This window comes from Rhodobacter maritimus (genome assembly GCF_058747975.1).
In genome coordinates, this window is the sequence record NZ_CM179095.1 from 1,657,454 (window position 1) to 1,677,442 (window position 19,989).

Genomic DNA, 19,989 nt, shown 5'->3' on the forward strand with positions numbered 1-19,989 from the left:
TTTTCTCCGCTCAGGGTTTTTCAAGGATCCGGATGCTGGCCTGCCAAGGCTCCATCCGCGCGGCCGGACTATCCGAAAGGTTGAAGCTGCACAGGATCGCCTCGACCTCTGCTTCGCGCAGGAACGAAAGGACGTTGCCCGCGACCCTTATATCCCGCATCGCCCCCTTGCGCAGGGCCGGATGCGCCCGGCGCAGGGCGATCGCGCGGCGATAGTGATGCAGCAGCGCGCCGGGATCGGCCTCTTGCCGGTCGACGGCCCTGTCAAGATGTGAGGAAGGCACTGGAAGCCACGGTTTTTGCGTGGAAAACCCGGCATGCGCCTGATCGTGGCTCCAGACCATCGGCGTGCGGCATCCGTCACGGCCCCGGAATTCGGGCCAGAACTCGATCCCATAGGGATCTTGCAGATCCTCATAGACGATCTGGGCCTCGGGCAGGCCAAGTTCCTCGCCCTGATAGAGGCAGACCGATCCCCGAAGGCACATCAGCAACGTAACATAAGCCCTTGCTGCAGCATCAGAAAGATTCCAGCGACTGACATGGCGCATGACATCGTGGTTGGAAAAGGCCCAGCACGCCCAGCCATCGCGCGCGACGGCCTCCAGCTGCGCGAAGACCTCGGCGATGCGGGCGGCGGAAAGCGTGTCGCCGGAAAGGAACTCGAACGCATAGGACATCTGCATCCGGTCACCGCCCGAGGTGTATTCGCCCAGAATCTCCAGCCCGCGCTGACTGTCGCCCACCTCGCCCACGGCGGCGGCGTTGCATTCATCCATCACGGCGCGAAGTTTCTTCAGGAATTCAATGTTCTGCGGGTGGTTCTTGTCGTAGATGTGGCGCTGGTGGTTATACGGGTTCACCCGCGGCGCGGTGGAATCGTTGCGCTCGGCCGGCGGCAGCGCGGGATTGTCGCGCAACGCCTTGTCATGCATGTAGAAATTGATCGTATCAAGGCGGAATCCGTCGACGCCGCGCGCCAGCCAGAACCGCGCGATATCCAGAAGCGCCGCCTGCACGTCCGGGCAGTGGAAGTTCAGATCGGGCTGCGCGGCAAGGAAGTTGTGCAGGTAATACTGCTCGCGCCGCGCGTCCCACTGCCAGGCGGGTCCGCCAAAGATCGACAGCCAGTTGTTGGGCGGCGTGCCGTCGGACTTGGGATCGGCCCAGACATACCAGTCGGCGCGCGGATTGTCGCGGTTGGCGCGGCTTTCGCGGAACCATGGGTGCTGATCCGAGCTGTGGCTGAGCACGAGGTCGATCATCACCTTCAGTCCAAGCGCATGCGCCGCGGCAATCAGCCGGTCGAAATCGGCAAGGCTGCCGAACAGCGGATCGACATCGCGGTAATCGCTGACATCATAGCCGAAATCCTTCATCGGAGAGGTGAAGAACGGCGAAATCCAGATCGCATCGACCCCGAGGCTGGCGATATGCGGCAGCCGCCGGACGATCCCCGGAAGGTCGCCCACCCCGTCGCCATTGCTGTCCTGATAGCTGCGCGGATAGATCTGGTAGATCACCGCGCCCCGCCACCAGTCGGGGGCCTTCTTCATCTGGTTCATACGTCACCCCCCCTTGACCGAGCCGGCCAGAAGGCCGCGCACGAGGTATTTCTGCATTGCGAAGAAAACGATCAGCGGCACCGAGATCGACAGGAAGGCCGAGGCGGCCAGGATCTCCCAGTCGCCGCCGCGCGATCCCATCAGCTCGCGCAGGACACCCGTCATCACCAGCTGGTCCGCGCTGTTGCCCAGAAAGACCGTCGCCACCAGAAGATCGTTCCAGACCCAGAGGAACTGAAAGATCGCAAAGCTGGCCAGTGCCGGGAAGGACAGCGGCAGGATGATGCGGCGGAAGATCTGGAACTCGGTCGCGCCATCGACGCGCGCGCTCTCGATGATCTCGCGCGGCAGACCCACCATGTAGTTGCGCAAAAGGTAGATGGCGAGCGGCAGGCCAAAGCCCGTATGCGCCAGCCAGATCCCCAGATAGCCCTTGCCCAGCCCGATATCGTTGTGGAACTTCAAAAGCGGGATCAGCGCCAGTTGCAGCGGCACGACCAGCAGGCCGACCACCGCCGCCACCAGAAGCGCGCGGCCCGGAAACTCCATCCAGGCAAGCGCATAGGCCGCGAACGCCGCGATCAGGATGGGGATCACGGTGGCGGGGATGGTGACCGTGAAGGTATTGAGGAAGGCGCGCCCCAGCCCCTCGGCCCCGATCACGCGGGCATAATTCTCGGTGGTGATGCGCGGCGGCGCGCTGGTGGTGACAAAGATGCGCATGCCGCGCGTTTCGGTGAATTCCGTGGGCGCGCTCAGCCGGTAGCGGCCGTCGGGGGCAACGCTCAGCCGCCGCCCCTCGCCCAGATCGGCCACCTCCCCCGGCGCGAAACCCGACGGCGCGCGCGACGAGGTGCCCCAGGCCCGCAAGGCCTGCCCTGCCCCCAGCACGGTGCCCGTGATGACGTATTCGCCCCCCTCCTGCACCTGGTCGGGGGCCGCGCCCGCGCGCACGAAGCCCGTCTGCGTGGCCGCGAAGGGCGTGCGCCACCAGCCCGAGGCCGCGATCTGGTCCCGGTCGCGGAAGGACGAGACCAGAAGCCCGAAGGTCGGGATCGTCCAGAGCAGCACGAGGATCAGCGCCGCAAGGTTCACCGCCCAGATCAGGCGCGGCCGGGTGCCCGCGATCGTGCCCATCAGGCCATCTCCTTGCGTGCGTTTCGGATGTTCCAGATCATGATCGGGGTCACGAGCGCCATGATCACGATGGCGATGGCCGAGCCGCGCCCGTAATCCGGCGCGCCCCGGAACATCCAGTCGTACATCAGGTTGGCCAGAACCTGCGTGCCCCATTGGCCGTTGGTCATCACGAAGACGATGTCGAACACCTTGAGGACAACGATGGTGATCGTGGTCCAGACCACCGCGATCGTGCCCCAGATCTGCGGCACTTTGATGCGGAAGAAAAGCTGCCAGGGGTTCGCGCCGTCAAGGATCGCGGCCTCGACGGTTTCCTCGGGGATGCTGCGCAACGCGGCCGACAGGATCACCATGGCAAAGCCCGTCTGGATCCAGATCAGCACCGCCATCAGGAAGAAATTGTTCCACAGCGGCAGCGCCAGCCATGTCTGCGGCGCCTGGCCAAGCGCGGTCCAGAGCGCGTTGAGAAGGCCGATCTGGTCCTGCCCCTCGCCGCGATAGTCGTAGATGAATTTCCAGATCACGCCCGCGCCCACGAAGGAAATCGCCATCGGCATGAAGATCAGGCTTTTGGCAAGGTTGCCCCAGCGGATGCGGTCGGTCAGTTGCGCCGCCAGCAGCCCGAAGAATGTGGACAGCGCCGGCACCACCAGAAGCCACAGAAGGTTGTTCAGGATCGACTCGCGGAACTTGGCGTCCCCCAGCAGCCAGCGGTAATTCTCCAGCCCGACGAATTCGCGGCTGCCCGCATCCATCACGCTGCGCATGGCCGAATTGAGGACCGGATATACAAGATAAAGCGCCAGGAACAGCACCGCGGGGCCCACGAACAGCCAGGGGCGGATCATGTTGGCGCGCAGGATGTTGCGCCCCGCATCCGGCCCACGCGGCGGCCAGAGCGTATCAAGCAGCAGGTTCGCGCCCCAGAACCACGCCACGCAGCCGAAGACGCCCGCAACGATCGTGCCCGCGGCAAAGCCGAGCTGTTCCATGATCCCCCCCCATTGCGACACGCACCCGGCCGGGCGGCGGCGCTCAGTTCAGCGTGTCCCAGGTTTTCTGGATCCCGGCGCCGACGGCTGCGGCCTCCTTGCCGCCCGCGTAATCGACCATGCCGGTCCAGAACGCCCCGGCCCCGATGGCGCCCGGCATCAGGTCGGACCCGTCGAAGCGGAAGGTCGTGGCGCCAAGCAGGATCTCGCCCATCTTCGTCAGCGTCGGATCGCCGTAAAGTTCGGCATTAACGCCCTTGTGCGGGGTGAGGAAACCCGATTGCGCCATCCAGACCTCATGCGCGATGGGCGATTGCAGGAAGCGGATGAATTCTGCCGCGACCGGGTTGTCGGTCAGGGCCGCGAACATCGTGCCCGCGCCCAGGACGGGCTGGCCCAGATCCTTTTCCGCGAAGGTGGGGAAATAGAAGAAATCGGCATCCTGCCCGATCACCGTGCCCTCGGGAAAGAACGAGGGGATGAACGAGGCCTGCCGGTGCATGTAGCATTGCGGTGGCGCGGCAAAAAGGCCCTTCGGACTGTCGCGGAAATCGGTCGAGGCGACGGCGCGCGCACCACCGGCGACGAAGGCGTCGTTACGCGCGAACCAGCCGAATTCCTCGATCGCGGCAATCACCTTCGGATCGTCGAATTTCAGGGCATTGCCGACCCAGGCGTCATACTCCTCGGGCGTGTTGAGGCGCAGCATCAGATCCTCGACCCAGTCGGTCGCGGGCCAGCCCGTCGCCCCGCCAGAGCCAAGCCCGATGCACCACGGCACCTCGCCATCCGCGGCGATCTGTTCGGTCAGCGCCTTCAGTTCCTCCATCGTCCGGGGCACCTCATAGCCCGCATCCTCGAAATTCTCGGGGACATACCAGACCAGAGATTTCAGGTCGGCCTTGAAGGGGAAGGCATAGAAATGGCGCGCGCCATCCGGCCCCTCATAGCTGCCAAGATCGGCCCAGCTTTGTCCGGCGGCATAGTTTTCGGCAAGCCATGCGGCGATGTCCTCGCCAAGCGGGCGCAAATGGCCCTTACGGGCCAGATCGGCGGCCAGCCCCGGCTGCGGAAAGGCCGCGACATCGGGCGGGCTGCCGGCCTCGGCGTCGATGACGATCTGCTGCTCGAAACTGTCCGAGCCGGAATATTGAACATCGGCGCCGGTTGCGGCCTCGAAATAGGCCACCACACTTTCGACCAGATCTTTGTCTGGACCAAGCCACGGGCCAAGCAGCGTCATGCGCTGCCCGGACAGGTTGGTGGTCTTCAGCGCCTCATAGGCGTCCCAGTTGAAGCGCGCATCCTTACCGGGCGGGAAGGTCAGATCCTGCGCCATGGCGGGGCCCGCTACAACCATAAGGGTTGCAATGCCATTCCAGAATGCGTCTCTCATATATCCCCCATCCAGAAATTCGCCACACCCGAAGGCGGGGCTGCCCTGCGCGTCTGGAGACCGGATGGCGACTCGGAATTCAAAGCGATTTGGGTGGCGCACAATCAGTTACACATCAGATAAAGTCAATCCATCCGATAGGTATAACCAATTTTCTAAGGTTAGATGTCGCAAGTTTAGTGCGGAACAGCTCAAGGCACGATGATTGACGAAACGCCCTTCACGGCTTAACCTGTTCTAATTCAAAGCGCTTTGAAGGCCGAGAATGAACCTCAAGGATCTTGCAAACTCACTTGGCCTGTCGCCCACGACGGTCAGCCGTGCGTTGAACGGCTACCCGGAGGTGGCCGAGGAAACCCGTCGCCGCGTTACCGAGGCCGCGGCTCAACTCAACTACAGGCCGAACACGCTGGCCAAACGGCTGGCCACCGGGCGCGCCATGGCGATCGGTCATGTCATCCCGATCTCGACCGGGCACGAGATCGTCAATCCCGTCTTCGCCGATTTCATCGCCGGCGCGGGCGAGGTCTATTCCCGCGCGGGCTATGACCTTGTGCTGAGCATGGTGCCCGACAGCGAGGAGGAACGCACCTACCGCGAGATCCGCTCTAAGGGGAATGTCGACGGGGTGATCGTGCATGCCCCAAGCCGGAACGATCCGCGCATCACGCTGCTGCACGAACTGGGGCTGCCCTTCGTCGTGCATGGCCGCGCCACCGGCACCGCCCTGCCCTATAGCTGGCTGGACTTGAACAACAACCGCGCGTTTGAACGCGCAACACGCTTCCTGCTGGACCTCGGGCACCGCCGAATCGCACTGGTCAACGGGATCGAGACGATGGATTTCGCCATCCGCCGCCGCGAGGGCTATGAACAGGCGCTTGCCGCGCAGGGGATGGCGGCCGATCCCGCGCTGATGGTGTCGGGCGAGATGACCGAGGCGCAGGGCTACGACACCGCGCGGCGCCTGCTGGCCCTGCCCGCGCCGCCGACCGCTTTTCTGACATCGTCGCTTCTGTCGGCCATGGGCGTGCGGCGCGCGGTCGAAGAAGCCGGCCTGCGCATGGGGCGCGACATCTCGATCGTCACCCATGACGATGAGCTGGGCTATCTGAGAAACGGCGCCGAAGAGCCCATCTTCACCGCCACACGCTCCTCGGTCCGCGCGGCCGGACGGCGCGCGGCGGCGATGCTGCTGCGGATGATTGCCTCGGGCGACGACGGCCCACATCATGAATTGCTGGAAGCGGTGCTGGTGGTCGGCGGTTCGACCGGGCCGGCCCCGCCCGCCGCCTGACGCCACGGCTGGCCCGACGCTGCCCACAAGACGCGACTTTCCCGAAGGCTTCGTCTTCGGCGCCGCGACCTCGGCCTATCAGGTCGAGGAGCACGGGTTCGGCGGCGCCGGGCCCACGCATTGGGACAGTTTCGCCGCGACGCCCGGTAATGTGCCATGGTGCCGATGGCACGCGAAGGCCCGCTCGACAAGACCGTGACGGGTTGGGAGATCTACCCCGTGGGTTTGCATCACTTCCTGACCGCCACCGCGCGGGACTTCACGGGCGAACTGCCGCTTTACGTCACCGAGAACGGCATTGTCGCACCCGACACGACCCTGCGCGCATGTCGGATCGAGGATACCGCGCGGATCGCCTATCTCGCCCGGCATCTTGGGGCATGCCGGGCGGCCACTGCCGAAGGCGTGCCATTAAAGGGCTATTTCTGCTGGTCGCTTCCGGACAATTACGAATGGATACTCGGCTACGACGCGCGCTTCGGCCTTGTCCATGTCGACTATGACAGCTTGCGGCGCACCCCGAAGGCGTCCTATCACACTTTGGCCGCAGCCTTGGAAAGACCGTGATGCCCCATCCCGCGCCCAATCTCTATTCCCTGCTGGCCGATATCGGCGGAACCAACACGCGCGTGGCCCTGGCCGAGGGCGGACGGCTTCTGCCGCGCACGATCCGGCGCTTCGCCAATGCCGGGCACCGCTCGCTCGATGAGGTTCTGGGGGCCTTTCTCGCGGCCGAGGGCAACCCCGATTGCGCGGGTGCCTGCGTGGCGGCGGCGGGGCCGGTGCGCGACGGCGTGGCCTCGATGACAAATCTCGACTGGACGATCGACGCCGGGGCCGTGGCGCGGGCCGCGCGGGCCGAAACCGTCGCGGTGCTGAACGACCTTCAGGCGCAGGGCCACGCGCTTGGCCATCTTGCCCCCGAGGCGCTGCGCGAGGTGGTGGCAGGTCCGCCCCCGGCCCCCGGCGCAAGCCAGCTTGTGGTGGGCGTGGGCACCGGGTTCAACGCCGCCCCCGTCCACGAGGCACCGGGCGGCCGCATCGTCGCGGCCTCGGAATGCGGCCATACCAGCCTGCCCGTGCGCACCGAGGCCGACCTGCGCCTGCTGCGTTTCGTGGAAACCGTGCACGGCTTTCCGGGGGTCGAGGATGTGCTCTCGGGGCGCGGCCTCGAGCGGCTTTACACCTTCGTGACCGCCGAGGCCGGGGCGCGCACCGACCTGCCCGCCGCCGCGATCATGGAGGCCATGAACGGGCGCGCGCCCATGGCGCTGGAAACCGGGCGCATCTTCGCCCGCCTGCTGGGCGCGGTGGTGGGGGATCTCGCGCTCAACCACCTGCCCTTCGGCGGGGTCTATCTGTGCGGCGGGGTCGCGCGGGCCTTCGCGCCGTGGTTCGCGGAATTCGGCTTTGCCGATGCCTTCCACGACAAGGGCCGCTTTTCGGGCTTCATGCAGAACTTCCGCGTCGCGGTGATCGAGGATGACTATGCCGCCCTGACCGGCTGTGCGGTCCATCTGCAAAGCCTGATGGCGGCGCCCCGATAGACGCCTACCACCGCCCCGAAAGCGCGGCCCAGGCCAGACGCGCGCGGCGCGCGAATTCCGATCCCTCCAGCCGCCCTTCGGCAACCCGCGCCGGGGCGGCATGGGCGCGGCGCAGGACCGGCCCGGCCTCAAGCCCCGGCAGAAAGGCCGCAAGCGCGCAGCGCGGCACATCGCCCCGCGCGGCCCGCGCCCGGGCAAGTGCCTCAAGCCCCCCGGCGGCAAGCGCGGCCACGGCCTTTGGCCGGCCATCGGGCAGCGGCAGGCGGCCCCGCGCCTCAAGCGCGGGCACGGCGCGCAGATAGGCGGCCAGCCCCGCGGCATGGCCGAACCGGCCGGCGACCTCTTGCGCGGCCGGGGGCGCACCAAGCGCGGCCACGCTCAGCCGGTAAAGGTTGCCCGAGGTCTCGTCGATATAGCGCGCGAAGGCCGCCTCATCCTGAAACGGCTCGTGCCAGCAATCCCATCGCCGCGCCTCGGCCAGCCGAAGCATCGGCGCGAAATCCAGCCCGCCTTCGGCCATCTGCGCCAGGGCCGGGCCGATCGCATGCGCGGGTGCCCGCCGCTCTTTGCACAGCGCCTCCAGCGAGTCGACCCACCATTGCAGGCGCATCTCGGCCACCATCGGCTCGGCCGAGGCCCATGGCGCGCCCGCGATTTCAAGGTTGAGCGCATAAAGCGCCAGAAGCCCGCCGCGCCGCTCCGCAGGCGCCGCCATCGCGGCCGAGAACCGGAGCGGATCGTTGCCGCGCACCAGATCGGCGGCCACGGCAAGGCTTTCCTGCGGCGTCATGCCGGGCGCACCCCGTCGCGCACCAGCTTCCACAGCATCGCATCCAGAAGCGCCTCGAAAGAGGCGTCCACGATGTTGGGCGACACCCCGACCGAGGACCAGCGTTGCCCCTTGCCGTCCTCGCTGTCGATGATGACGCGGGTCACGGCCTCGGTCCCGCCCTGCGTGATGCGAACGCGGAAATCCACCAGCTTCATATCGTCGATGCAGGCCTGATAGGGGCCAAGATCCTTCGCAAGCGCCTTGGCTAGGGCGTTCACCGGGCCGCGGTCATGCCCCGAATTGTCCATGCTTTCGGACACCGACAGCATCTTGCGCCCGCCCAGCTTCACCACGACCACCGCCTCCGAGACGCTGACCATCCGGTCATAGCGGTTCTTGCGCCGCTCCACCGTCACGCGATAGCGCTTGACCTCGAAATAGTCCGGCAGCAGGCCAAGCTCGCGCCGCGCGACCAGCTCGAAGCTGGCCTGCGCGCCGTCATAGGAATAGCCCTGATCCTCGCGCTCCTTGATGACCTCAAGGATGCGCGCAAGGCGCGGGTCCTTCGGGTCGACCTCGATCCCCGCGCTTGCCAGCCGTGCGCGCAGGTTCGACTGGCCGGCCTGGTTCGACATCGGGATCAGCCGCGTGTTGCCCACCAGCGCGGGGTCGACATGCTCATATGTCGAGGGGTCCTTCAGGATCGCGCTTGCATGCAGCCCGGCCTTGTGGGCAAAGGCGCTTGCGCCGACATAGGGCGCGCTGCGCAGCGGCACGCGGTTGAGGATATCGTCCAGCTTGCGCGACAGCTTCGTGATCCCCTCCAGCGCGCCTTGCGACACGTCGGTCTCGAAGCGGCTGCGGAACGGTTCCTTCAGGATCAGCGTCGGGATCAGCGTGGTCAGGTTGGCATTGCCGCAGCGCTCGCCCAGGCCGTTCAGCGTGCCCTGCACCTGGCGCACGCCCGCCAGGATCGCCGCCAGAGAGCAGGCCACCGCATTGCCCGTATCGTCATGGCAGTGAATCCCCAGCCGCTCGCCCGGAAGGCCCGCGTCGATCACCTCGGCGGTGATGCGCCCCACCTCTTCGGGCAGCGTGCCGCCATTGGTATCGCACAGCACGATCCAGCGCGCGCCCTCGGCATGGGCGGCCCTCAGACACTCGAGCGCATATCCGGGGTTGGCCTTGTAGCCGTCGAAGAAATGCTCGGCATCGAACAGCGCCTCGCGCCCGGCCGCCACCATATGCGCCACCGAGGCGCGGATATTCTCAAGGTTTTCCTCAAGCGTGATGCCAAGCGCGGTGGTGACATGGTATTCATGCGTCTTGCCGACCAGACAGACCGCCGGAGTGGCGGCATTCATCACGCCCGCCAGAACCTCGTCATTGGCGGCCGAGCGCCCGGCCCGCTTGGTCATGCCGAAGGCGGTAAAGGTTGCGCGGGTCCGGGGCCGGGCCTCGAAGAAATCGCTGTCGGTGGGGTTCGCGCCGGGCCATCCGCCCTCGATGTAATCCACCCCGATCGCGTCGAGCGCCTCGGCGATGCGGACCTTCTCGGCCACCGAGAACTGCACGCCCTGCGTCTGCTGCCCGTCGCGCAGCGTGGTGTCGTAAAGGTAAAGGCGTTCGCGGGTCATCACAGCGCCTCCAGTTTTACGGGGTCGAAACCGGGGCCGGGCAACAGCTCGACCCCGGCCTTGGACATGCGCACCTCGACCCCGGCGTCGATCAGCGCGGCCTTCATCGCATCCACACCAGAAAAATCATTCGTTTCCATGGCCTTGGCGCGCAACCCGGCGAGTTTTCCGGCAAGCCCGGACAGATCGGCCTGCGGCGCTTCGGCCCAAGCGCCCATATGATCCTCCAGCAGCCCCAACAGCCGGGCCGAGGCCTTCAGCAGCGCCGGATCGCCCGTCAACGCATGCAGTTCGGCAATGGCGCCCGCCGTGTTCAGGTCATCGCCAAGCGCCGCGACGACCGAGGGCGCCGGGCCTGGCGCGGGCGCGATACCCGCGACAAGCCCCCGCCACTTGCGCAATGTCGCCTCGGCCTGTGCGGCCTTCTCGGCGGTCCAGTCCATGGGCTTGCGGTAATGCGTGCCCAGATAGACCATGCGGATCACCTCGCCGGGGATGCCCTGATCCAACAGGTCGCGCACCGTGAAGAAATTGCCCAGGGACTTGGACATCTTCCTGCCCTCGACCTGGAGCATCTCGTTATGCAGCCAGTAGCGCGCGAAATCCGCGCCGGGATGGGCGCAGCAGCTTTGCGCGATCTCGTTCTCGTGGTGGGGGAATTGCAGGTCGATCCCGCCGGCATGGATGTCGAAGCTTGCGCCAAGCAGCTCATAGCTCATGGCCGAGCACTCGATATGCCAGCCCGGCCGCCCGCGCCCCCAGGGGCTGTCCCAGCCGGGCAGATCGTCCGAAGAGGGCTTCCAAAGCACGAAATCCATCGGATCGCGCTTGTAGGGCGCCACCTCGACCCGTGCGCCCGCGATCATGTCATCGACCGAGCGGCCCGACAGCTTGCCGTAATCGGGATAGCTGCGCACATCGAAAAGCACATGCCCCTCGGCCGCGTAGGCATGCCCCGCGGCGATCAGCCCCTCGATCATGGCGATCATCGCGCCGATGAAATGGGTCGCGCGGGGTTCGTGATCGGGGCGCGCGGCGCCAAGCGCGTCCATATCCGCGTGATACCAGCCGATCGTCTCGTCGGTGATCGCGCCGATGGGACGGCCGGTTTGCGCGGCCCGCGCGTTGATCTTGTCGTCCACATCGGTGAAATTGCGCACATAGGTGACGTGACCGGCGCCGTAGACATGGCGCAGCAGGCGCACCAGCACGTCGAACACCACCACCGGGCGCGCATTGCCGATATGGGCGCGGTCATAGACGGTGGGGCCGCAGCAATAGATCCGTACATGGCCCGGGTCGATGGGCACGAATGTCTCGTCGCGGCGGGTCTTGGTGTTGTGCAGGCGGATTTCGGTCATGCGCAGTCCTCGCGAACGGTCCCGGCGGCGGGCTTAGCAGGTTCAACGAGGTTTTGGAAACTGAAGAAACCGCCCGCCTGACGAATGTCAGCCGGTAATGCAGATGCAAATGGTGAAGGCGGTATTCATGGCGGCCACAGTAGTGCGGGCGCGCGCTGGTGGCAAGCGTCACGCGGCCGCGGCGCAGGCGGTGGGGCGGAACGGTTCGATCGAAACCGAGGCCCCCTCGAAGACGCAGAAACTGCCGGCCGGAACGGCGGCCCAATCGCCCTCGTCACTTTCAAGCGGCTCGGACACGACGGCGCGCCCGCCCCTGCTGTCGGACCAGCGGTGATAAAGCGTGGGGGCGTGCTCGTCGGTCGCGTAGCGGATGGCGTAAAGCCGTGCGCCATCCGACAGCGCCGCGGTCAGGCGCATGTGGGGCATGGCGCCGCGCGCACGGCTGAGCGCCTCAAGCCGGGCGGTGGCGCGTTCAAGCGCGCCCTTCGGGTCGTCCTCCAGCCCCTCGGCCAGGGCCACGAGGAACAGCGCCTCGCTGTCGGTCGCGCCCTTGCGATGCGGATAAAGCGCGTCGGGGATCATCATCTCGGCATCGCGGCGGCAGGCGTCATAGCCGCCGATCTGCCCGTTATGCATGAAGCTCCAGCGTCCGACGGCGAAAGGGTGGCAGTTGTTGCGGCTGGTCGCGCTGCCGGTCGAGGCGCGCACATGCGCCAGAAACAGCCCCGAGCGGACCTGCGCGGTCAGGCTGCGCAGGTTGGGGTCGGACCAGGCGGGCATCACGTCGCGGTAAAGGCCGGGCTCGGGCCGCTCGCCATACCAGGCCAGGCCGAAGCCGTCGGCATTGATCGCCGTGTGGCATTGCGTGGCGCATTGGCTTTGATGGATCAGCGAATGGCCCGGACGGCTGACGATTTCCTCAAGAAAGATCGGTTGCCCGATATAGGCGGCCCAACGGCACATGTCCCTGCCCCTTTGCGAAGGCGGTTGGCTCCGCCCCCTTCCGAGAACTGTTCGATGAACGCCTTATACCCTATCCGCGCGGGGCGCGGAAGATCAGGCGTTTTCCTCGACGATCAGAAGATCGCGCTCGGACGCGCCCTTGGCATGCGACAGCGCCTCCTGGTATTCGGGGCTGTGATAGCAGGCCTCGGCGGCCTCGAGGCTGGGGAAGCGCGCGACGACATGGCGCGCGCGTTCCTTGCCCTCAAGCTGCACATAGCGCGCGGCGCGGGCCAGGAACACGCCGCCATGCCTGGCGATCGCGGGGCCCGCAAGCTCGGCGTATCGGCCGTAGGCTTCGGGGTCGAGAACCTTCACATGGGCAATCCAGAGGGCCGTGGCCATCAGTCCGCTCCTGCAATGACGGCCTTGACGGCGGATACCGCCTCGTCGGCCTTCGACGGGTCGGCCCCGCCTGCCTGCGCCATGTCGGCGCGCCCGCCGCCCCCCTTGCCGCCAAGGGCGGCCGCGGCGGCCTTGACCAGATCGACGGCGCTGATCCGGGCGGTGGCGTCCTGCGTCACGCCGGCCGCCACAGCCGCCTTGCCGCCGGTATCGGCCACGACCAGCACCACGCCGCTGCCCACACGGGCCTTCAGATCGTCCACAAGCGCGGGAAGATCCTTGCCCGACACCCCGGAAACCACCTGAGCAATGAAGTTCAACCCGTTGATTTCCTGAACTTCCGGCCCGCCTGCGGCACCGCCGCCCATGGCAAGCTCGCGGCGCAGTTGGGCAACCTCATTGGCAAGCGCGCGGCGTTCCTCGGCCAGGGCGCGCACGCGTTCGGCCACATCACCGGGCTGGGTCTTGAGCACGCCCGCCACCTCGGACAGGCGCGCGGCCTGCGCCCGAAGATGGTCAAGCGCGGCCTGCCCGGTCAGCGCCTCGAAGCGCCGCACCCCTGCCGAGGACGCGCTGTCACCAAGCGCCACGAAGGCGCCGATATCGCCGGTGCGCTTCACATGCGTGCCGCCGCACAGCTCCAGGCTGTAGGTCTTGCCATCCGCACCCTTGCCCGAGCCGAGCTGCGTGCCCATCGAAACCACGCGCACCTCATCGCCGTATTTCTCGCCGAAAAGCGCCTGCGCGCCAAGCGCACGGGCATCGTCGGGCGTCATGATGCGGGTCTCCACCGGGCTGTTCTGGCGGATATAGGCGTTCACCTCGGCCTCGACCTGCGCCACCTCGTCGGGCGACATCGCCTTGGCGTGGCTGAAATCGAACCGCAGACGGTCCTCGGCGTTCAGGCTGCCGCGCTGCGCCACATGCGCCCCAAGCGCGCCGCGCAGCGCCTCGTGCAGCAGGTGCGTGGCCGAGTGGTTCGCCCGGATCGCGGTGCGGCGCTTGTGGTCGACCTCGAGCTTGGCGGGCTGACCCTTGCGGATCGTGCCCTCGGTCACGGTGGCCATGTGGATGAAGATGCCCGCCACCTTGCGGGTATCGGTCACATGCGCCTCGCCGGTTTCGGTGCGGATGATGCCCTGGTCGCCCACCTGCCCGCCGGATTCGGCGTAGAAGGGCGACTGGTTCGTCACCACCTGCACGCTGTCGCTGGCGCTGTCCACCTCGGCGCCGTCGCGGATCAGCGCAACGATCTGCCCTTCGGCGGTTTCGGTGTCATAGCCGAGGAACTCGGTCACGCCATGCTTTTCGGCCAGATCGTACCAGATCGTGGCATCCGCCGCCTCGCCCGAGCCCGCCCAGGAGGCACGCGCCTTGGCCTTCTGCTCGGCCATGGCGGCGTCGAACCCCTCGGTCTCGACCGTCAGGCCTTTTTCGCGCAGCGCATCCTGCGTCAGATCCAGCGGGAAGCCGTAGGTGTCATAAAGCTTGAACGCCGCGGCGCCCGGCAGCGCCGCCCCCTCGGGCAGGCCCGCGACCTCGTCGTCAAGCAGCTTCAGCCCGCGGTCGAGCGTCTGGCGGAACCGGGTCTCCTCAAGCTTCAGCGTCTCTTCGATCAGCGCCTGCGCGCGGGTCAGTTCGGGATAGGCTGCGCCCATCTGGCGCACGAGCGCGGGGACCAGGCGGTGCATCACCGGGTCTTTCGCGCCCAGCATATGCGCATGGCGCATCGCGCGGCGCATGATCCGGCGCAGCACATAGCCGCGCCCGTCATTCGAGGGCATCACCCCGTCCGCGATCAGGAACGAGGTCGAGCGCAGATGGTCCGCGATCACGCGGTGATGCACCTTGCCCGGCCCGTCGGGATCGGCGCTGGTGGCATGGGCCGAGGCCTCGATCAGCGCGCGCATCAGGTCGGTGTCGTAGTTGTCGTGCTTGCCCTGCAAGAGCGCGCCGATCCGCTCCAGCCCCATGCCGGTATCGATCGACTGCATGTCGAGCGCGCGCATCGAGCCGTCCTCGAACTGCTCGTTCTGCATGAAGACGATGTTCCAGATCTCGATGAAGCGGTCGCCATCCTCGTCGGCGCTGCCCGGCGGGCCGCCCCAGATGTGATCGCCGTGGTCATAGAAGATCTCGGTGCAGGGGCCGCAGGGGCCGGTCGGGCCCATCTGCCAGAAATTGTCCGAGGTGGCGATGCGGATGATCCGATCCTCGGGCACGCCGACTTTCTTCCAGATTTCAAAGGCTTCATCATCGGTATGATAGACGGTGGCCAGAAGGCGCCGGGCGTCGATGCCGAAATCCTTCGTGATCAGTTCCCAGGCGAAGGGGATCGCCTCGGTCTTGAAGTAGTCGCCGAAGGAGAAGTTCCCCAGCATCTCGAAGAAGGTATGGTGGCGCGCGGTGTAGCCCACATTGTCGAGGTCGTTGTGCTTGCCCCCCGCACGCACGCATTTCTGCGCGGTGGTGGCGCGGACATAATCGCGCTTTTCCAGCCCGGTGAAGCAGTTCTTGAACTGCACCATGCCCGAATTGGTGAACATCAGCGTCGGGTCGTTGCGCGGCACAAGAGGAGAGCTTTCGACGACGCGGTGGCCGTTGCGCTCGAAATAGCTCAGGAAGGTAGAGCGGATGTCGTTCAGGCTGGGCATGTTCTTTCGGCCTTCATAGGGCGGGTTTTCCCCCGTTTAACGCCCGCCCCTGCCCCTGTCCAGAAAGCAAACGGCCGGGCATCGCGCCCGGCCATCCGTTTTTGTGCATGCCTCCGGCGCCTTGCGGCGGCTCAGTCCTCGGTGACGGCGGCATCCTCTTCATTCGTGCCGAAATCGAGCCCGTGGCTGGCGCGGATCTTGTCCTCGATCGCATAGGCGATATCGGGATTGTCGCGCAGGAACTGCTTGGCGTTTTCGCGCCCCTGGCCGATGCGCTCGTCGCCATAGGAATACCAGGCGCCCGATTTCTCGACCACGCCGGCCTTCACGCCAAGGTCGACCAGCTCGCCCATCTTCGAGATGCCTTCGCCATACATGATGTCGAATTCCACCTGCTTGAAGGGCGGCGCCACCTTGTTCTTGACGACCTTGACGCGCGTGGCGTTGCCCACCACCTCGTCGCGGTCCTTGATCGCGCCGATGCGCCGGATGTCCAGCCGCACGCTGGCATAGAATTTCAGCGCGTGCCCCCCCGTCGTGGTTTCGGGGTTGCCGAACATCACGCCGATCTTCATGCGGATCTGGTTGATGAAGATGACCATGCAGTTGCTGCGCCCGATCGAGGCGGTCAGCTTGCGCATCGCCTGGCTCATCAGGCGGGCCTGGGCGCCGACCGTTGCGTCGCCCATATCGCCCTCGATCTCGGATTTCGGGGTCAGGGCCGCGACCGAGTCGACCACCACAAGGCTGACCGCGCCCGAACGCACCAGCGTATCGACGATTTCCAGCGCCTGTTCGCCCGTATCGGGCTGCGAGATCAGAAGCTCGTCAAGATTCACGCCCAGCTTGCGCGCATAAGTCGGGTCCAGCGCGTGCTCGGCATCGACGAAGGCGCAGACGCCGCCCTTTTTCTGCTCTTCGGCCACGACATGCAGCGTCAGCGTGGTCTTGCCCGAGCTTTCGGGGCCATAAATCTCGACGATGCGCCCTTTCGGCAACCCGCCGATCCCAAGCGCGATATCAAGCCCCAGAGAGCCGGTCGAGGTCGCCTCGATCTCCTGCACGGGGTTGTCCGCGCCGAGCTTCATGATCGACCCCTTGCCGAACTGACGTTCGATCTGCGCCAGGGCGGAATCCAGGGCCTTCTGCTTGTCTGCCGATTTTTTGTCGTTCATCTCAAATAGGTTCGCCATTGCCATCATTCGTTTCCTTATCCCATAGCCGGGAGGCCACGGCAATCAATGCCTGCGCGGGGCCGATGTTCTGCCAATGTTCTAGTTTCGATCCCGGGGAAAAACAAGAACATTTAAAACAAGGTCTTCCGAATCCACCATCCGCAGGATTGGTTAAAGAGTGGTTTACGCCTGCCGGCACCAACGGTATGCAGGCGAAAACAATACCAAAGGGCATCATGCTGATCTTCTGGGACCAAAGGCTCGTCTTTCTTGCCACGCCAAAAACAGGCTCGACTGCGGTCGAGGTCGCATTGGAATCCCTGGCCAGCGTCAGCATGCAGCGCCCCGCCGCGCTGAAGCACCTGCCCGCACGCGCCTATTCCGCCCATTTCGGGCCGCTGCTGCATTCCAGCGCCGGTGGCCGGTTTACCACCGTCGCCCTCATGCGTGAGCCGCTGGACTGGTTGCGGTCCTGGTATCGGTTCTTGCAGCGCGACGATTCCGAATCCCCCGATCACCCGATGCGCGGCCGCAGCTTCGATACATTCGCAGCAGATTACGCCGCCGAAACCCGCCCGCCCCATGCACGGATTGCTGGACAGGCCGAGTTCCTGTGCGATGCACAGGGCGCGCCGCTGGTCGACCGGATCTTTCGCTACGAAGACATCTCCGCCTTCGTGCATTTCCTCGAGGATCAGCTCGACTGTGCGCTGACCCTGCCGCGGGTCAACGTGCCGCCCGCCGCCGATGTCGCCCTGTCGGCGAAGAACGAGGCCGCGCTGCGCGCGCGGATGGCCGCGGATTTCGCGCTTTACACGACGCTTTCCTGACCTTCGGGTGCCCCCTCATCCCAGTTGTTTCTGCACCGTCGCGGTCAGCTCGCTCAGCGAGAAGGGCTTGGGCAGGAAGACCGAATTCGGCACCGGCGGGCGGCCGTCCTGGAACACGTCCTCGGCATAGCCGGAAACGAACACCACCACCGTCTCGGGCCGTTTGCCAAGCGCCGCGCGCACCCATGTCGGGCCGTCTATTCCCGGCATGATCACATCGGTGACGAAGGCATCCACCACCAGCCCGTCATCTTCCAGGATGCGCAGGGCTTCCTCGGCATTCTCGGCCTCCAGCACGGTATAGCCCCGCAGCTTCAGCGCGCGGGAGGCGAAGGCCCGCACCGGCGCCTCGTCCTCGACCAAAAGGATCGTGGCGGTCGCGGCGTCCCCCGGCAGCGCGGCGGCAACGGGCCGCGCCTCCTCGGGTTCGGGCAGCGTCTCGCGGTCATGTGCGGGCAGGAAGATCGAGAACTCGCTTCCCGCACCGACCACGGAATCGCAGAAGATATAGCCGCCGGTCTGCTTCACGATTCCATAGGCCGTCGAAAGCCCCAGCCCGGTGCCCTCGCCCGTGCGTTTCGTGGTGAAGAACGGCTCGAAGATCTTGCCGATCTTGTCGGCGGGGATGCCGATGCCCCCGTCAGAGACCGTGACAAGAACATAGTCGCCCGCCGGCAGCGTGACCCTGTCGCGCTTCTGGTCCTCGCCAAAGCGGCGGTTCGTGGTTTCGATCCGGATCTCTCCGCCCTCGGGCATGGCATCGCGCGCATTGACCACAAGGTTCATGATGACCTGTTCAAGCTGGCGCTTGTCCGCGCGAATCAGCCGCAGGTCCGGATCATGCGTCAGCGACAGGCGGACCTTTTCGCCCACCAGACGATTCAGCAGATGCGTCAGATCCGAGAGCGTATCGCGCAGGTCGATGACCCGCGGTTTCAGCGTCTGTTTCCTGGAGAAGGCCAGCAACTGCCCGACCAGGCTGGCCGCACGATTGGCATTCTGGCTGATCTGGTCGAGGTCGGCATAGTCCGGATCGCCCTTGTCGTGGCGCAGCATGAGAAGATCGCAATGCCCGGTGATGGCGGTCAGCAAGTTGTTGAAATCATGCGCAACGCCGCCGGCAAGTTGGCCGATCGCCTGCATCTTCTGGCTCTGGACGAACTGCGCCTCGAGCGTCTTGAGCTGGGTCGCGTCGGACAGCACCGCGATCAGGCCGGGGCGGCCGTCCTCGACGAAGCGGCTCAGCGTCACCTGAAGGAAAACCTCCTTGTCGCCGCGCCGCGCGCGCAGGACTTCGGGGCGGCGTTCGGACCGGCCGGTTAGCGCGTCGGAAACCCAGTCACCCACCGGGCGGCCAAGCCCCTCGAACAGCCCCGACAGATGGGCATGGGACGGAATGTCGCCCAGAAGCCCCCGCGCGGCCCGGTTCACGGCCACGACCTCGCCCTGCGCGGTCAGCCGCATCAGCGCGACGGGAAGCGCCTCGAACGCGGCCGGGTCATGCGCGGTGGCCCGGCCGGTGGCCATGGGCAGCAGATAGACCTCGCTGCGCCCGCCGGGGCCCTCGACCTCGGCAATGACGGCGCGCAGCGGGCCGGTCGCGGTGGAAATCTCGTGCTCCTCGCCGGATTTGAGGGGCAGCACGGTGAAAATGCGGTCCAGCGTGCGCACGCGTTCCCCGACAAGGCGGCGCAGCGCCTCGTTCATGAACAGGATCGTGCCGTTGCGCGACACCGTCAGCATCGGCAGGCTGATCGTCTCGGCCCCGCGCCCGCCGACCGGACGCTCGGCCATTTCCTCCAGCCGCCACAGAAAGCCAGCATCCGCGATCTGATGCACCGAAAGGCGCACATGACCCCGCCGCGTCACCAGATCCTCGCGCGCGGAGCCGAGCGAGGCCGCCTTGCTTTGCAGGCGGCGCAGAACGGCGGCCGGATTGGCAAAGACCTCTCCCAGGGCGCGGGTCAGCATCTGCCCCCCGCGCGAGCCGAAACGCTCAACAGCCGCGCGGTTCTGAAAGCCGATGGCGCCGTCGGGATCGGTCGTGAAGCTGGGCGCGGCATCGTTGGCGATAAACGCGGCGATCTGCCCCTGAACGCGCCCGCGCCGCCATACCTGCCGCCGTCCCGCCAGATGCAGCGCGAGCGCCAGCACCAGAAGCGAGCCCGCCACCGACAGCAGAAACAGCATCGCGATCCGGTCCGCCGCAAATGCGCCCAGAACCAGCGCAACGGCAGCAAATCCCGCCAGATACCCCGCACCCGAGGCCAGTTGCGC

18 protein-coding genes are annotated in these 19,989 nt (G+C 66.2%); 5 read left to right on the top strand and 13 right to left on the bottom strand.

From position 1 onward, the window contains the following. Positions 1-10: 10 nt before the first annotated feature. From AC4PTO_RS08395 to AC4PTO_RS08410, 4 genes are read right to left on the bottom strand one after another with little or no spacing between them, the layout of a single operon-like run. Positions 11-1,564 carry an alpha-glucosidase gene (locus AC4PTO_RS08395; protein ID WP_492733303.1) on the bottom strand — a complete coding sequence of 518 codons (1,554 nt, stop codon included), beginning with the start codon at positions 1,562-1,564 and terminating at the stop codon, positions 11-13. 3 nt (positions 1,565-1,567) lie between these two features. Further along, entirely contained in the window at positions 1,568-2,701 is a 1,134-nt protein-coding gene (locus AC4PTO_RS08400; protein WP_492733305.1) for a carbohydrate ABC transporter permease, read from the bottom strand. Continuing rightward, positions 2,701-3,696: a carbohydrate ABC transporter permease gene (locus AC4PTO_RS08405; protein ID WP_492733307.1), complete on the bottom strand. Its 996-nt coding sequence runs from the start codon at positions 3,694-3,696 to the stop codon at positions 2,701-2,703. Before AC4PTO_RS08405 ends, AC4PTO_RS08400 begins: the two co-directional genes overlap by 1 nt. A gap of 43 nt (positions 3,697-3,739) precedes the next feature. Then, positions 3,740-5,092 (bottom strand): ABC transporter substrate-binding protein, encoded by a 1,353-nt coding sequence (locus AC4PTO_RS08410; protein ID WP_492733309.1) that lies wholly within the window; start codon positions 5,090-5,092, stop codon positions 3,740-3,742. A gap of 265 nt (positions 5,093-5,357) precedes the next feature. On the opposite strand from AC4PTO_RS08410, the gene AC4PTO_RS08415 reads away from it, so the two are divergent. The 4 genes from AC4PTO_RS08415 to AC4PTO_RS08430 are packed head-to-tail and all read left to right on the top strand — an operon-like array spanning position 5,358 to position 7,936. Beyond that, entirely contained in the window at positions 5,358-6,389 is a 1,032-nt protein-coding gene (locus tag AC4PTO_RS08415; RefSeq protein WP_492733312.1) for a substrate-binding domain-containing protein, read from the top strand. Beyond that, entirely contained in the window at positions 6,325-6,588 is a 264-nt protein-coding gene (locus AC4PTO_RS08420; protein WP_492733314.1) for a family 1 glycosylhydrolase, read from the top strand. Before AC4PTO_RS08415 ends, AC4PTO_RS08420 begins: the two co-directional genes overlap by 65 nt. Next, positions 6,546-6,956: a family 1 glycosylhydrolase gene (locus tag AC4PTO_RS08425; protein WP_492733316.1), complete on the top strand. Its 411-nt coding sequence runs from the start codon at positions 6,546-6,548 to the stop codon at positions 6,954-6,956. Before AC4PTO_RS08420 ends, AC4PTO_RS08425 begins: the two co-directional genes overlap by 43 nt. After that, positions 6,956-7,936 carry a glucokinase gene (locus AC4PTO_RS08430; protein ID WP_492733318.1) on the top strand — a complete coding sequence of 327 codons (981 nt, stop codon included), beginning with the start codon at positions 6,956-6,958 and terminating at the stop codon, positions 7,934-7,936. The genes AC4PTO_RS08425 and AC4PTO_RS08430 overlap by 1 nt, the downstream gene beginning before the upstream one ends. Positions 7,937-7,940: 4 nt before the next feature. Here the strand turns inward: AC4PTO_RS08430 and AC4PTO_RS08435 are convergent, their stop codons facing one another. The 8 genes from AC4PTO_RS08435 to AC4PTO_RS08470 form a co-directional block, all read right to left on the bottom strand. Continuing rightward, positions 7,941-8,726, bottom strand: a complete 786-nt coding sequence (locus AC4PTO_RS08435) for a squalene/phytoene synthase family protein (RefSeq protein ID WP_492733320.1) — start codon at positions 8,724-8,726, stop codon at positions 7,941-7,943. Continuing rightward, positions 8,723-10,345 (bottom strand): citramalate synthase, encoded by a 1,623-nt coding sequence (cimA, locus tag AC4PTO_RS08440; protein ID WP_492733322.1) that lies wholly within the window; start codon positions 10,343-10,345, stop codon positions 8,723-8,725. Before cimA ends, AC4PTO_RS08435 begins: the two co-directional genes overlap by 4 nt. Then, a complete protein-coding gene (gene cysS / locus AC4PTO_RS08445; protein WP_492733324.1) occupies positions 10,345-11,706 on the bottom strand; it encodes a cysteine--tRNA ligase in 1,362 nt (453 codons plus the stop codon). Before cysS ends, cimA begins: the two co-directional genes overlap by 1 nt. A 168-nt stretch (positions 11,707-11,874) precedes the next feature. Continuing rightward, positions 11,875-12,669 (bottom strand): class II glutamine amidotransferase, encoded by a 795-nt coding sequence (locus tag AC4PTO_RS08450; protein WP_492733326.1) that lies wholly within the window; start codon positions 12,667-12,669, stop codon positions 11,875-11,877. 93 nt (positions 12,670-12,762) lie between these two features. After that, positions 12,763-13,053 (bottom strand): DUF1330 domain-containing protein, encoded by a 291-nt coding sequence (locus AC4PTO_RS08455; protein WP_492733328.1) that lies wholly within the window; start codon positions 13,051-13,053, stop codon positions 12,763-12,765. Then, positions 13,053-15,707: an alanine--tRNA ligase gene (gene alaS / locus AC4PTO_RS08460; protein ID WP_492733331.1), complete on the bottom strand. Its 2,655-nt coding sequence runs from the start codon at positions 15,705-15,707 to the stop codon at positions 13,053-13,055. The genes AC4PTO_RS08455 and alaS overlap by 1 nt, the downstream gene beginning before the upstream one ends. Before the next feature lie 131 nt (positions 15,708-15,838). Further along, the gene (gene recA, locus AC4PTO_RS08465) at positions 15,839-16,906 is read right to left on the bottom strand and encodes a recombinase RecA (RefSeq protein WP_492733333.1); all 1,068 of its coding nucleotides are present in this window, start codon (positions 16,904-16,906) and stop codon (positions 15,839-15,841) included. Further along, positions 16,884-17,120 (bottom strand): hypothetical protein, encoded by a 237-nt coding sequence (locus tag AC4PTO_RS08470; protein WP_492733336.1) that lies wholly within the window; start codon positions 17,118-17,120, stop codon positions 16,884-16,886. The genes recA and AC4PTO_RS08470 overlap by 23 nt, the downstream gene beginning before the upstream one ends. Here AC4PTO_RS08470 and AC4PTO_RS08475 point away from each other — a divergent pair. Beyond that, on the top strand, positions 17,119-17,712 hold the full coding sequence (locus tag AC4PTO_RS08475) for a hypothetical protein (protein WP_492733339.1): 594 nt from the start codon (positions 17,119-17,121) through the stop codon (positions 17,710-17,712). The genes AC4PTO_RS08470 and AC4PTO_RS08475 overlap by 2 nt on opposite strands. Before the next feature lie 15 nt (positions 17,713-17,727). Here AC4PTO_RS08475 and AC4PTO_RS08480 read toward each other — a convergent pair whose 3' ends face one another. Continuing rightward, positions 17,728-19,902: an ATP-binding response regulator gene (locus AC4PTO_RS08480; protein WP_492733583.1), complete on the bottom strand. Its 2,175-nt coding sequence runs from the start codon at positions 19,900-19,902 to the stop codon at positions 17,728-17,730. Positions 19,903-19,989 lie beyond the last annotated feature (87 nt).